At 63.1% G+C, this 12391-nt stretch carries 11 protein-coding genes; 5 read left to right on the top strand and 6 right to left on the bottom strand.

Annotation, left to right across the window (positions count from 1 at the left end; genetic code table 11):
- The first annotated feature begins 7 nt into the window (after positions 1 to 7).
- Complete coding sequence (locus J2858_RS07885; RefSeq protein ID WP_210104257.1) at positions 8 to 1042, top strand: RluA family pseudouridine synthase; 1035 nt, start codon at positions 8 to 10, stop codon at positions 1040 to 1042.
- Positions 1043 to 1338: 296 nt separating this feature from the next.
- Positions 1339 to 2241, top strand: coding sequence for an RNA polymerase sigma factor RpoH (gene rpoH / locus J2858_RS07880; protein ID WP_210104256.1), 903 nt, complete (start codon positions 1339 to 1341; stop codon positions 2239 to 2241).
- A 351-nt stretch (positions 2242 to 2592) separates the two neighbouring features.
- Here the strand turns inward: rpoH and J2858_RS07875 are convergent, their stop codons facing one another.
- From J2858_RS07875 to J2858_RS07865, 3 genes are all read right to left on the bottom strand, one after another.
- Positions 2593 to 3045, bottom strand: coding sequence for a FosX/FosE/FosI family fosfomycin resistance thiol transferase (locus tag J2858_RS07875; RefSeq protein WP_210104255.1), 453 nt, complete (start codon positions 3043 to 3045; stop codon positions 2593 to 2595).
- A gap of 167 nt (positions 3046 to 3212) precedes the next feature.
- The gene (locus J2858_RS07870; protein ID WP_210104254.1) at positions 3213 to 5744 is read right to left on the bottom strand and encodes a hypothetical protein; all 2532 of its coding nucleotides are present in this window, start codon (positions 5742 to 5744) and stop codon (positions 3213 to 3215) included.
- A gap of 59 nt (positions 5745 to 5803) precedes the next feature.
- Positions 5804 to 7102, bottom strand: a complete 1299-nt coding sequence (locus tag J2858_RS07865; protein ID WP_210104253.1) for an adenylosuccinate synthase — start codon at positions 7100 to 7102, stop codon at positions 5804 to 5806.
- Positions 7103 to 7269: 167 nt separating this feature from the next.
- On the opposite strand from J2858_RS07865, the gene J2858_RS07860 reads away from it, so the two are divergent.
- Positions 7270 to 8196: a DMT family transporter gene (locus J2858_RS07860; protein ID WP_432443279.1), complete on the top strand. Its 927-nt coding sequence runs from the start codon at positions 7270 to 7272 to the stop codon at positions 8194 to 8196.
- A 13-nt stretch (positions 8197 to 8209) separates the two neighbouring features.
- Here J2858_RS07860 and J2858_RS07855 read toward each other — a convergent pair whose 3' ends face one another.
- Positions 8210 to 8659, bottom strand: a complete 450-nt coding sequence (locus J2858_RS07855) for a transglutaminase-like cysteine peptidase (RefSeq protein ID WP_210104251.1) — start codon at positions 8657 to 8659, stop codon at positions 8210 to 8212.
- Positions 8660 to 8971: 312 nt separating this feature from the next.
- On the opposite strand from J2858_RS07855, the gene J2858_RS07850 reads away from it, so the two are divergent.
- Positions 8972 to 9769: a creatininase family protein gene (locus J2858_RS07850; protein ID WP_210104250.1), complete on the top strand. Its 798-nt coding sequence runs from the start codon at positions 8972 to 8974 to the stop codon at positions 9767 to 9769.
- A gap of 1 nt (position 9770) precedes the next feature.
- Here the strand turns inward: J2858_RS07850 and J2858_RS07845 are convergent, their stop codons facing one another.
- Both J2858_RS07845 and J2858_RS07840 read right to left on the bottom strand, forming a co-directional pair.
- Positions 9771 to 10052: a hypothetical protein gene (locus tag J2858_RS07845; protein WP_210104249.1), complete on the bottom strand. Its 282-nt coding sequence runs from the start codon at positions 10050 to 10052 to the stop codon at positions 9771 to 9773.
- Positions 10049 to 11011: a LysR family transcriptional regulator gene (locus tag J2858_RS07840; protein ID WP_210104248.1), complete on the bottom strand. Its 963-nt coding sequence runs from the start codon at positions 11009 to 11011 to the stop codon at positions 10049 to 10051. Before J2858_RS07840 ends, J2858_RS07845 begins: the two co-directional genes overlap by 4 nt.
- Before the next feature lie 223 nt (positions 11012 to 11234).
- On the opposite strand from J2858_RS07840, the gene J2858_RS07835 reads away from it, so the two are divergent.
- Positions 11235 to 12212, top strand: a complete 978-nt coding sequence (locus tag J2858_RS07835) for an ABC transporter substrate-binding protein (protein WP_245365700.1) — start codon at positions 11235 to 11237, stop codon at positions 12210 to 12212.
- Positions 12213 to 12391 lie beyond the last annotated feature (179 nt).

Below are 12391 nucleotides of genomic sequence, written 5' to 3'. Positions count from 1 at the left end.
TGAACACATGAACGACCCCTTTAACCAAGGCGAGACGCCAAGGAAAGTGCTGACTGCCGGCGAGGATGCGGCCGGCCGGCTGGATGCCTGGCTGACGTCGGTGCTCGAGGGCGAATTTTCCCGCAGCCGGCTGAAGGCGCTCATCGAACAGGGCGCCATCACGCTGAACGGCAAGACCTGCACGGAGCCGAAGAAGAAGATCGCCGCCGGCGACACGATCACCATCGATCTGCCGGAGGCGGAAGACCCGGAACCGAAGGGCGAAGACATTCCCCTCGAGGTTCTCTACGAGGACGAGGACCTGATCGTGCTGGTGAAGCCCGCCGGTCTCGTCGTCCATCCGGGCGCCGGCAACTGGACGGGCACGCTGGTCAATGCCCTCATTCACCATTGCGCCGGCAGCCTGTCGGGCATCGGCGGGGTCAAGCGTCCCGGCATCGTCCACCGGCTCGACAAGGAGACGAGCGGCGTGATGGTGGTGGCCAAGAACGATATCGCCCATCGTCATCTCGCGGCGCAATTTGCCGACCATGGCCGCACCGGCGACCTGGAGCGCGCCTATGTCGCCCTCGTCTGGGGTCGCCCTCGCCAGCTGCGCGGCACGATCGACGCGCCGCTCGGCCGCTCCGGCGCCGACCGCACCAAGCGCTCGGTGAAGCGCGAGGATACCGATGACGCACGCGAGGCCGTGACCCATTATGTCGTCACCGAACGCTTTCACGAAAAGCCCGATTCGACCTGCCTTGCCTCTCTGGTGGAGTGCCGGCTGGAAACCGGGCGCACCCACCAGATCCGCGTGCACATGGCCCATATCGGCCATCCGCTGATCGGCGATCCGGAATATGGCGCAGCCTTCCGGACAAAGGCCAATCTTCTGCCGGAAGCCGCCCGCGCCGTCGTCAGCCGCTTCCACCGGCAGGCCCTGCATGCCTTTCTCCTGGCCTTCGAACATCCGCGCACCGGCGAGGTGATGGAGTTCGAAGCCCCGGTGCCGGACGACATGGAGGAATTGCTGGAGGCGTTGCGGAGCGAAAGCGAGTAGCGAGTAGCGAGTAGCGAGTAGCGAGTAGCGAGTAGCGAGTAGCGAGTAGCGAGTAGCGAAAACGTGAGCCGGCACCGATGGGCGCGGCAAGCGCTTTTCCTGTGATCCGCTCCCCCGTGAGCTCGTAATGTCATAACAGGGTCGTGACCGGCGCATGTGCTTGAATCACCCTTTCGCCGCACTTATCTGTTAGCTGGATGGGTGCGGGGTCGAGGGAAAGACCCGCATCTTACGGCTCGCCTTTCGATCGGCAGAACGATCACGGGAGCCGGAACACGATCAGAAGGGGGTGCTTTATGGCCCGCAATTCTCTGCCTTCGATTACAGCCGGCGAAGCTGGCCTTAATCGTTATCTCGACGAAATCCGCAAGTTTCCGATGCTGGAGCCCCAGCAGGAATACATGCTTGCGAAGCGTTATGCCGAACATGGGGATCGCGACGCGGCCCATCAACTCGTCACCAGCCATTTGCGCCTCGTGGCCAAGATCGCCATGGGCTATCGCGGCTACGGCCTGCCGATCGGCGAAGTCGTGTCGGAAGGCAATGTCGGCCTGATGCAGGCGGTCAAGAAATTCGATCCCGAGCGCGGTTTTCGTCTCGCCACCTATGCCATGTGGTGGATCAAGGCCTCGATCCAGGAATACATCCTGCGCTCCTGGTCGCTCGTCAAGATGGGCACGACCGCCAATCAGAAGCGGCTGTTCTTCAATCTGCGCCGCCTGAAAGGCCGTATCCAGGCCATCGACGAAGGCGATCTGAAGCCGGATCAGGTGACGGAAATCGCCACCAAGCTTCGGGTCTCGGAGGAAGAAGTCGTCTCGATGAACCGCCGCCTGTCGGGTGACGCGTCGCTGAATGCACCGATCCGGGCAGCCGAAGGCGAAGCGGGCCAGTGGCAGGACTGGCTGGTCGATGACCACGACACCCAGGAAGCCGTGCTGATCGAGCAGGACGAGCTGGAAACCCGCCGGCGCATGCTCGACAAGGCGCTCAGCGTCTTGAACGAACGCGAGCGCCGCATCTTCGAGGCCCGTCGCCTCTCGGAAGATCCGGTGACGCTGGAAGACCTGTCGACCGAGTTCGACATCAGCCGCGAACGCGTGCGCCAGATCGAGGTGCGCGCCTTCGAAAAGGTTCAGGAAGCCGTTCAGAAGGAAGCCCTGGCGCAGGCCAAGGCCCTTCGCGTCGTCGACGCCTGAGCGGCACAGCCGGCCGAAACGTCCCTTTCGTTTAGAGGCCCGGCAAATGCCGAGCTTAGCTAGCTAGCGAACTTTGCATGTTTCAAGATTTAGAGTGAAGGGCGGCCTCAATGGCCCTTCGCCCCGTCTTGACGGGGAGAAGGTCGCGGCAGCGGGATGAGGGGCCAATTCGCCGCCTAATCAATAGTTTAAGGCCCCTCACCCCAGCCCTCTCCCCGCACGCGGGGCGAGGGGGCAAAGACGTCGTCAATGCCGATCCCGGCGATGTCGTTGACTTTGTCAGCAGTCTGGGCCCGGCAAGTGCCGGGCTTTTCCATGTCTGGAAACTCTGCAGGTCCGGCAGCCGCCTTTTCAGGCAAGCGGCGCCCCCTTGCTCCGGTCATCACGACGCAGGCGATCCTCCAGCGTGCCGACATGCAGTTCGAACATGTGATTGTCGTCGTCGTAGAAATAGATCGAGTGGCCCTCCTCGCCGTGCAGGCCCCTACCCGTCCCGTGGGGATGCCCGTCATGCAGATCAAGACCCAAGGCCTCGATGGCGGCCAGACGCTCTTCGACATCTTCCTCGCGAATGATGAAAGCCACATGGTTGTAGCTGCGCGCCAAGTCGACCGAGCCTTCAATAAGAACGATCCAGACGGACGAAAGCCCTTCGCCGATCTGAAAGATCCGTTCCTTGGTCAGCGTGAATTCGTCGGCGCCGGGATCCTCAACCTTGCGCGCCTTCATGACGGTCGTCAGGATCTTCTCCATCCGGTCGAGGTTTTTCGTGACAAAGGTGATGTGACACAATCCGCCAGCCATTGCCGTTCTCCCATCTGCCGCGGCCGACATCCTGAGAGGAGGCGACACCGCCTCACCTTCTCCCGGATGATGGCGGCAGGATGGCCCGGCGGCGCGCCCGGCATCCCAAAAAAATCCGCCGGGCGAAACCGGCGGACCTTGATGTTCTCCTGAACCGAAGCCTGACCTTACTGGCCGGCCGGCGAAAGGGCCGCCCACTGGCGGATCGCCTCATCGAAGGCTTTCACGCCTTCAGAGCCCTTCTGGAGGGTGAGTAGCGCGCGACGGCCGGTGCCGTAGATGATCGGCACGTCCAGCCAGTTGCGGCTCTTCAGAAGCTCCATGTTGCGGGCGCGCGCATCGGGAAAATCGTTGAGCGCAATCATGTGGAAGTCCGGCGTGATCTTGGCCGGAACCGCAATCAGCGGATCGCCGCGATCCTGCTCGGTCTGCTTCATCGAAATGCGCTGCACGCTTTCGATGGCACCGCCCTCGAAATCCGCCGGCAGCGAGAAGACGAACTCGACCAGGTGGCTCGCCGGCAGCGAGGCATCCGCGTTCCGCTTGAAGGTGATGAGCGCCGTCAGCCCGCGTTCCGGCAGGTTGATGCGGCCCTGGACCACAGGCTCAGGCCGGCCGTTTTCGCCGGTTTCGCTCTGCAGCGACCAGGACACTCTGCCTTCGATGGCAGTCGGCGATGACTGGCCGATGCGTTCCTCGTACAGGAAGATCTTCTCTCCCGAAACGGCCGGCGTTGCAGCCGGGGTTGCAGGCGGCGCACTGCTGCTCGGTGCGGCCGGCGTCGTCACCGCATTGGTGTTACCGCCGGCATCGGGTGCCGCCGGAGCGTTCAGCTGGGCAATCGACTGGCTTGCGCCACCGGCTGCCGGTCCGCCGGCGCCGTCATCGACTTCCGTACCGTTTGCCAGCAGGCGCTGCGTAAACTTGGTCGGGCCGGTCGCCGCCGGTGTGCCAGACGCGGCGGCAGGCGCCGTGGCGGTGGCAGTCGCAGTTCCCTTGGGGGCCTGCGTCGAAGCCGGCGCCGTCGCGTTGTTCGAAGACGGCGGTGCCGACGCGGTCGTGGCAGCCGGAGCCGTCTTCTCGCCCGCGACATTGCCGATCATGTTGTCCAGCGCATCGCGGTTCAGCCAGATGGCATAGCCACCACCGCCGAGGACGGCGAGACCGAGGATGGCCAGCACCCAAACGCCGTAATTGCGCTTGGGCTTGGACTGGACGCGGTAGGCGCGTGCAGGAGCCGCTTCCGCCAGATCCGGTTCTTCCGCCGGCAGGTCTTCCCCGCGTCCGCCCTTTTCGGCGGCTGTCTTGTCATAGCCGATCAGTTGTTCCAGATCGTTCCACGGGTCGCTGGACGCAGCCGGCGCATCGACCTTCGCTGTCGTCTGGATCGGCTGAAGATAGGTGGCAAGCGGATCAGGCACATCCGGCTCGGCCTTGGCCGGCGTCGGATAATCAGGCAGGTCCGTCACGGCCGGCATCTCGACCTTGGCCGTGACATGGGCTTCGCGATCGAAATGCGCCTCGAACAGATCGGCAGCCTGCCGATCGATGAAGGCCGGCACAACGGGTGCTGCCGCCGGCGTCTCGGGGCGCTCTGCATCGTCCTGCGCCTGCCAATCGGGCTGCGCGTTCCAGCCGGCGGAGTTGTTCCAGTCCGCGACAGGCGCGGGCTCCACGGCAATGGAGGCGGATTCGGACAGGGTCTCACCGGTCGCGGCGGACGCGGCCTGCGCGCTGTCATGCCAGTCGTCATGGCCGGAGACCTGCGGCGCAGTCTCTTGCGGGTGCTGATCCGCTTCGGGCCCGTCCGACGAGAAGGGATCTTCCCTCTGCAGGGATGGCGCTGTCGATGGGGCATCCGGCCAGGCGGGCGCCATCTGTGCCCGGGTGCGCGGCGGCTCGTCATAGACCGGGAAACGCGGTGCCTCGGCGTAGGTCCGTGCCTCGACCTCATGGGCAAGGGGAGCGTCTGCACGCGGCACATCGGCCTCGTCAGCAAAGGGATTTTCGTCGGCCGGCGCATGGGCCTCGGGCATCGCAGCCGGAACCGCGGTCAGGTCCTGATGCGCGTCATGGGCCGGCGTCTGCGGCTCGGTATCGGCCGGTTCATGGACAGGCGCCACCGGTTCGGCATTGAACGACCGCGCATCATCCTGCTCCGGCGCCGCGCCATACGGATCTGCGGAGTGGACCGGCTCGGCCTGATACGCTTCCGGTTCCGGCACGGCTTCGGGCTGCGGCTCATGATACGGTGCTTCGTAGGGCGCTTCCTGCGCTTCGGGGACGGCAGCCGGGCTTGCCGGCGTCTCGTCCTGAGGCTCCGGCTGGACGGCCGTCTCGGCAAAGGCTTGAGGCTCTGCGCGCACGGGCTCGGGCGAAGGCTCGGGTTCGGGCAAAAGCTCTGGCACAGCGGCCGGTTCCTGCCAGGCCGCCGGCGCGACATCGACGGGCGGTGGCTGCACGAACGGTTCGTCGGCCGCGGGCGCAGCTTCGCGATGCTCGGCCTCGACCTCGCGGATCGCAGCTTCCAGCTTGTCCATCTGGCGGCGCAGCATCTCGTCCGAGGGGCGCGGCTTCATGTTCTCCAGCTGCCGCTGAACGGCGCCGCGAGCCTTTTCGTATACCCGAATACGCATTTCGGGATTATTGTTCGCCAGGCCATCCACGGCCCGGCGAATAACCGCTACAAAATCAGCCATTGATACTTTCTCTTGATCACCGGCAGCGCGCCGAGTGAAAAGGTAGATAGCGCTGGACTTTAGTCTTCAAAAGGGTCTGTCACAAGTATCGTGTCGTCGCGCTCGGGGCTGGTGGACAGAAGCGCCACCGGCGCCCCGATCAGTTCTTCCACCTGACGCACGTATTTGATCGCCTGAGCCGGCAGATCCGCCCACTTACGGGCACCGACGGTTGACTCTTTCCAACCTTCCAGCGTGATGTAAATCGGTTCGACACGCGCCTGCGCTGCCTGGGCAGCCGGCAGGTAATCGATTTCCTGGCCGTCCAGCGTGTAGCCGACGCAGATCTTCAACTCGTCCAGCCCGTCCAGCACGTCGAGCTTGGTGAGCGCAATGCCGGTGATGCCGTTGGTGGCCACCGACTGGCGAACGAGTGCCGCATCAAACCAGCCGCAGCGGCGCTTGCGCCCCGTCACGGTGCCGAACTCATGGCCCTTTTCGCCGAGGAACTGGCCAATTTCATCGGTCAGTTCCGTCGGGAACGGGCCTTCGCCGACGCGCGTCGTATAGGCCTTGGTGATGCCGAGGATATAACCGAGCGAGCCGGGACCCATGCCGGAACCGGCAGCGGCCTGGCCGGCCACCGTGTTCGAGGAGGTCACGAACGGATAGGTGCCGTGGTCGATGTCGAGCAGCGAGCCCTGCGCGCCCTCAAACAGGATGCGCGAGCCTTGGCGGCGCTCCTTGTCGAGCAGGCGCCAGACCGAATCCATGAAGGGGAGAACGCGATCGGCAATCGAGGTCAGCTCTTCCATGATCGTGGAGTGCTCGACTTCGGGCGCGCCAAAACCACGGCGCAGCGCGTTGTGATGGGTAAGAATCCGCTCCACCTTGGCTTCCAGCGCATCGAGATCGGCCAGATCCATGACGCGGATGGCGCGGCGGCCGACCTTGTCTTCATAGGCCGGGCCAATGCCGCGGCGCGTGGTTCCGATCTTGGTGCCGCTGTTGGAGGCGGCGTCTTCGCGCATGCCGTCCAGTTCGCGGTGAAGGGACAGGATAAGCGTGGCGTTTTCCGCGATGCGCAGGTTTTCCGGCGTCACATCGACATTCTGCGCCTTCAGCCGGCCGATTTCGGCAATCAGCGCATGCGGATCGACCACGACGCCATTGCCGATGACGGCCATCTTGCCGGGACGCACGACGCCGGACGGGAGAAGCGAAAGCTTGTAGCTGACGCCATCGATCACCAATGTATGGCCGGCATTGTGGCCACCCTGGAAGCGCACGACGATATCGGCTCGTTCCGAGAGCCAATCAACGATCTTGCCCTTGCCCTCGTCACCCCATTGCGAACCGATTACCACGACATTCGTCATCTTAAAGCTTTCCTGCTCTGTCGCCAGGCTTCAACGCCCCGCCCAAACCGGCGCATCTATACTGTGTGATTTCAGGGAAAGCGACCCGTTTATGAGCTTTTCGCCTGTTTTTAGATGACAGCGCGCTTCGCTCGCGGTTATTTGCGCGACAAAACAATCGGGAAGTCATGCTCTTTCCGGATCTTCCCCGGAGTGCACCCTTGCATATCAGAGCCTATACCTACCTGATCATCGCCACTTTGTGCTGGGGCGGCAATGCTGTCGTCGGCAAGCTCGCCGTCGGCCATGTCAGCCCGATGATGCTGACCATGCTGCGCTGGGTGATTGCCTGCGCCATCATTTTCGCCATCTCGCTGCCGCAGCTGAAACGTGACTGGCCGGTGGCTAGGCAGCACCTGCCGCTGATGATCTTTCTCGGTGCGGTCGGCTACACGCTGTTCAACGTGCTTCTCTATAATGCCGTGCATTATACGACGGCCATCAACGTCACGATCGAGCAGGCCGGCATTCCGTTCCTGATCTTTCTCGCCAATTTCGTGTTTTTCCGTATCCGTGTGTCGCTCGCACAGATCCTGGGCTTTTCTCTGACGCTGGTCGGCGTGGCCATCACCGTCTCTCATGGGGATCTCGCGACGCTTCTGTCGCTGACAGTGAATTTCGGCGATCTGCTGATGGTGATCGCCGTGATTGCCTATGCGGCCTATACGATCGTCTTGCGCTGGCGCCCGCCGGTTGACTGGCGCACGCTGATGGCCATTCCGGCGCTGGTGGCACTCTTGTGCACGTTGCCGCTGGTGGCGTGGGAATATTCGGCCGGAACGCTGATGTGGCCGGATGCCTCCGGCTGGACGGCCGCCCTCTATACGGGGCTATTTGCCTCGCTGGTGGCGCAGATCCTCTATATCCAGGGCATCGGCCATATCGGCGCCAACCGCGCCGGCCTCTTCATCAATCTGGTGCCGGTGTTCGGCACGCTGCTGTCCGTCCTGGTCATCGGCGAGCAGCTACAGCTGTTTCATGTGCTGGCGCTGGTGCTGGCGCTCGGCGGCATTGCCATTGCCGAACGCGGGAAGCCGGCAACCGGAAGCCCGTAACGTCAGGCGCTCCTCAGATCTGCGGCACGCGGTTGTCGAGAACCAGATCGCCATTGTCGGTGGACACGATCAGCACGCGCTCCACTGTGCCCGCAGGCGTCATCAGGAAGCCGATGCGCAGTTCGTCTAAGGGCTGTCCACGGCCGATCAGCGCCTCCTGCTTGAGACGCGCGCAATCGGTGCAGGACCCGGGACGCGCCGGGCCACCGGTCGCGTCGGAAACCAGGCTGTCGAAATAGCCGTCCAGCGAGCCGACCGTCTCGTTGACGGCGATGTTGAGTGCCTGCACCGCCGCGTAATCGGTTTCATAGGGGGCGGGAGCCGCCTTGGCTGTCGCCACTTCGTGCGACTGCGACAGGACCGTAAAGGCACCACGGGCAAGACCTCCCGGGCCGGCTGCATCGGCTGTGCCGCAGGTGAAGACCGAGAGAAGCGCCGCAACGGCAATGATGGTTTTCGACATAATCGCTTGCCTTTGTCAAAGCGGAGGGTCGCCGTTTTGCGCACCGTCCCGTTTCGGATCATCGGCCCTTCATCAGAGCCTGCCCGGTCCTGTGTCCCGGGATTGACCGAGTTATAACCCGCTGCTTTTGCGGGCGACTTAAGCCAGTGACGACAATTTTAGCGAAACGCACTTTTTTCCCGAAACGGGACTGCCCCGAAAAGAGACAGCGGCAATGCGCGCAAAAAGGCAGCAAGCCGCACGGAATTTGGCGCTTTTCGGACCCGCTGGGATTGCCTTATCCAGAGTGCAAGGACTGCGAGAGGATATGCCATGGCCAAGCCGTTTTACTGGAATGAACTGAACACCTACGATTTCGCCGGCCTCTCTCCGGACAGGACCATTGCCATCCTGCCGCTTGCTTCGACCGAGCAGCACGGGCCGCATCTGCCGATCGCAACCGATGTGGCAATTGCCAATGGCATGCTGGCAGAGCTGAAGGTTCAGCGTCCCGACGACCTCGACATTTTGGTTCTGCCGACGCAGGAAATCGGCAAGGCCAACGAGCACATCTACGGGCCCGGCACCCTCTCGCTCGGCGCCGACATTCTCATTCCCGCCTGGACGGCGATCGGCGGCAAGGTGGCGGAAGCCGGCATCCGCAAGCTGGTGATGGTCAATTCGCACGGCGGCAATCTCGACATCATGAGCATCGTCTCGCGCGAGATGCGCGTGCGCTTCGGCATGGCGGCCGTGGCCACCCAATGGGCTCGCTTCGGCCAGCCGGAAGGCATGATCAGCGAGCACGAGCAGAAATTCGGCATTCACGGCGGCGAAGTGGAAACCTCGCTGATGCTGCACTTCCGCCCGGACTTGGTGCGGATGGACAAGGCGCAGAATTTCGCCTCCAAGGCCGAATGGATGAAGGAAAACACCCGCTTCCTGCAGCCGCTGCCGCCGCATGCGCTCGCCTGGATTGCCCATGACCTCAATCCGGCAGGCGTCGTCGGCAATGCGGCAGCGGGTACGGCGGAAAAGGGAGCTGCCATCTGCCGCCATCAGGTGGCGGGCTTCATCCGGCTGTTGCGCGATGTGGAATCCTATCCGCTGTCGAACCTTTATACGGCCTGATCTACTCGATCTCCTCCTCGAAACCATTGAGGAGCGCGCGAACCGGGCCGCTGCGATATTTTTGCTTGAGCGCCTTCAGCCTGGCATCGGTGCCGCGGCAGGAGGCTTCAAGGGCAGCGGCAATCTCCTGCCGGCGCGCGGCATCGCCGGGCGGCTCCTCGCGAAAATGATCGCATTGCTCTCTCTTGGCAACGAAGGCGGAAACGTCCGCCGGCAGATCGCGGCCAGAGACAGACGCTGCGGCACCAACCAGCAGCAGGCTTGCAAGCACAAGGCGCCTCATGACCGCAGCTCTGTCGGCTGCCGCTGCGGCGGCACATGCCCCTTTGCCTCCAGTTCCTCCACCAGCGCGCCGAGTTCCCCGAGCAGAAACTCCACAAACAGGCTGGTCGCCGTATCGAGCGTGGCACGCGCGCGGGCAAACAGCTTCATCGGCTGGTGGCGGCGCTGCGATTCGACGAGCGGGCGAAAGACCAGTTCGCCGCGCCGGCAATCGCCGATCACATCGAGCGGATTGAGAAAGGTCAGCCCCGTGCCGCGCTTCACGAGGTGGCGCAGCGTCTCCGGTGCACCGGTTTCCACCACCGGCTCGACCGACATCGGCAAGGGCGACAGGATGAGATTGATCATGGTGCGCAGGCTCATGCCGGGCTGGGCAAGAACCAGCGGCTCCTGCAGCACCTTGGCGAGATCCACCGGCCCCTCCTCGCCGGCCAGCGGATGATCGGGCGGCAGCACGACCCCGATCGGGATATCGAAGGTGGCGAGCGTGCGAAGCCCGGGCGTTGCCGGAATATTAAAGCCGATGCCGAGATCGACCTCGCCGGAGAGGACCGGGTTCGCCGTCGTCGTCGCCCCGTCAATGGCAAGCTGGATGCGCATGCGCGGATGTTTTTCGACGAAGCGGGCAATAAATTCCGGCAGCGGACCGGCGGCAAGCCCGACCGTGGAAATCATCGACACGCGACCCACCTGCGGCATCTTGAGGCCGCGCACGCGCGTCTCCAGCTTGTCATAGGCCTTCAGCACGTCGCGGATATGCTCGATGCACAATTCCCCCGCTGCCGTCAGTCGCAATCCGCGCGGCAGGCGCTCGAAAATCTGTGCCCCAAGCTCCTCCTCGAGCGCCAGGATCTGCCGGTTGATCGCCGAGGAGGCGACGTTGAGGCGCGCCGCCGCCTTGCGGATCGACCCGCAGCGGGCAATTTCGTCAATGTATTGCAGTTTTCGCGAGTGCAGCATGCCGGGCCCCATTGCTTAAGATTTCATCATGCCGCACAATTTGTGCAGTGACCAGATGAGCGCTGCCACAAAGGCATCAATCCGTGCGAATTTTGATGCTTTTCAAAGCGCAAAACCAATGGCTGAAATGGATGAAAGGGATGCCGCAAAGAGCGTCCCGGCATCGGAAAAGGGAACAGGTGGAATGGACACGCTGCGGAAATTGAAGACCACTCTCGCCGGCATGGCTCTGGGCACCGGCATTGCAATGAGCGGCCAGGCGCTCGCTCTCGACGAGGTAAGCTACGGCACCAACTGGCTGGCGCAGGCCGAACATGGCGGCTTTTATCAGGCCGTGGCTGATGGAACCTATGAAAAGCACGGGCTGAAAGTCACCATCGTGCAGGGTGGACCGAATGCCGCCAACCGGGCGCTGCTGATTGCCGGCAAGGTGGATTTCTACATGGGCGGTCCGCTCGGCGACATGGACGCCGTCAAGCAGGGCATCCCGCTCGTCTCGGTCGCCTCGATCTTCCAGAAGGACCCGCAGGTCCTGCTCGCCCATCCGGATGCCGGCGTCGAAAAGTTCGGCGACCTTGCCAAGCTCGACACCATCTTCATGGGCAAGGAAGGCTATGTCACCTATTTCGAGTGGATGAAGAAGAACTTTCCGGGCTTCAAGGAAGAGCAGTACAAGCCCTACACGTTCAACCCCGCCCCCTTCATCGCCGACAAGAAATCCGCCCAGCAGGGCTATTTGACGTCGGAACCCTATGAGATCGGCAAGCAGGCCGGCTGGACGCCGAAAGTCTTCCTGCTGGCGGATGCCGGCTACAGCCCCTATTCGACGATGATCACCACCACGCAGAAGATGATCGACACCAAGGCGGACGTGGTGCAGCGCTTCGTCGATGCCACGATCGAAGGCTGGTACACCTATCTCTACGGCGACAATTCCAAGGCGAACGCGCTGATCAAGAAGGACAATCCGGAAATGACGGATGGCCAGATCGCCTATTCCATTCAAAAGATGAAGGAATACGGCATCGTGGAATCCGGCGACGCGCTGACCAAGGGCATCGGCTGCATCACCGACGAGCGTTACAAGAAATTCTTCGAAGAGATGGTGCAGATCGGCGTGCAGCCGGCCGACCTCGACTACAAGAAGGCCTATTCCACCAAGTTCGTCTGCAAGGGCGTCGGCATGGCGCTGAAGAAGTAAACGGCGAAGTCCCCTCCCCACAAGGGGGAGGGGCTTGTCCATCCCTCGCCACTCTTCGGGCTGAGGCAACGGTTGCCTCCTGCAGTCCCCCCCTTGTGGCGGGGTCCGAAGGACGGGGTGAGACCGGTGGCTCGACCCAAAAGCCGGCAGGCCAGAGGGGGTCTTTGCCAGCATCGGCT

The organism is Neorhizobium galegae (assembly GCF_017877135.1).
GTDB lineage: Bacteria > Pseudomonadota > Alphaproteobacteria > Rhizobiales > Rhizobiaceae > Neorhizobium > Neorhizobium galegae_A.
This window is presented reverse-complemented; position numbering and strand designations above follow the sequence as displayed.

Excerpts from the sequence above, each read along its gene's own strand:
- J2858_RS07885 (WP_210104257.1), top strand. The coding sequence starts at position 8 with ATGAACGACCCCTTTAACCAAGGCGAGACGCCAAGGAAAGTGCTGACT.
- rpoH (WP_210104256.1), top strand. The coding sequence starts at position 1,339 with ATGGCCCGCAATTCTCTGCCTTCGATTACAGCCGGCGAAGCTGGCCTT.
- J2858_RS07875 (WP_210104255.1), bottom strand. The coding sequence starts at position 3,045 with ATGGCTGGCGGATTGTGTCACATCACCTTTGTCACGAAAAACCTCGAC.
- J2858_RS07870 (WP_210104254.1), bottom strand. The coding sequence starts at position 5,744 with ATGGCTGATTTTGTAGCGGTTATTCGCCGGGCCGTGGATGGCCTGGCG.
- J2858_RS07865 (WP_210104253.1), bottom strand. The coding sequence starts at position 7,102 with ATGACGAATGTCGTGGTAATCGGTTCGCAATGGGGTGACGAGGGCAAG.
- J2858_RS07860 (WP_432443279.1), top strand. The coding sequence starts at position 7,270 with ATGCTCTTTCCGGATCTTCCCCGGAGTGCACCCTTGCATATCAGAGCC.
- J2858_RS07855 (WP_210104251.1), bottom strand. The coding sequence starts at position 8,659 with ATGTCGAAAACCATCATTGCCGTTGCGGCGCTTCTCTCGGTCTTCACC.
- J2858_RS07850 (WP_210104250.1), top strand. The coding sequence starts at position 8,972 with ATGGCCAAGCCGTTTTACTGGAATGAACTGAACACCTACGATTTCGCC.
- J2858_RS07845 (WP_210104249.1), bottom strand. The coding sequence starts at position 10,052 with ATGAGGCGCCTTGTGCTTGCAAGCCTGCTGCTGGTTGGTGCCGCAGCG.
- J2858_RS07840 (WP_210104248.1), bottom strand. The coding sequence starts at position 11,011 with ATGCTGCACTCGCGAAAACTGCAATACATTGACGAAATTGCCCGCTGC.
- J2858_RS07835 (WP_245365700.1), top strand. The coding sequence starts at position 11,235 with ATGGCTCTGGGCACCGGCATTGCAATGAGCGGCCAGGCGCTCGCTCTC.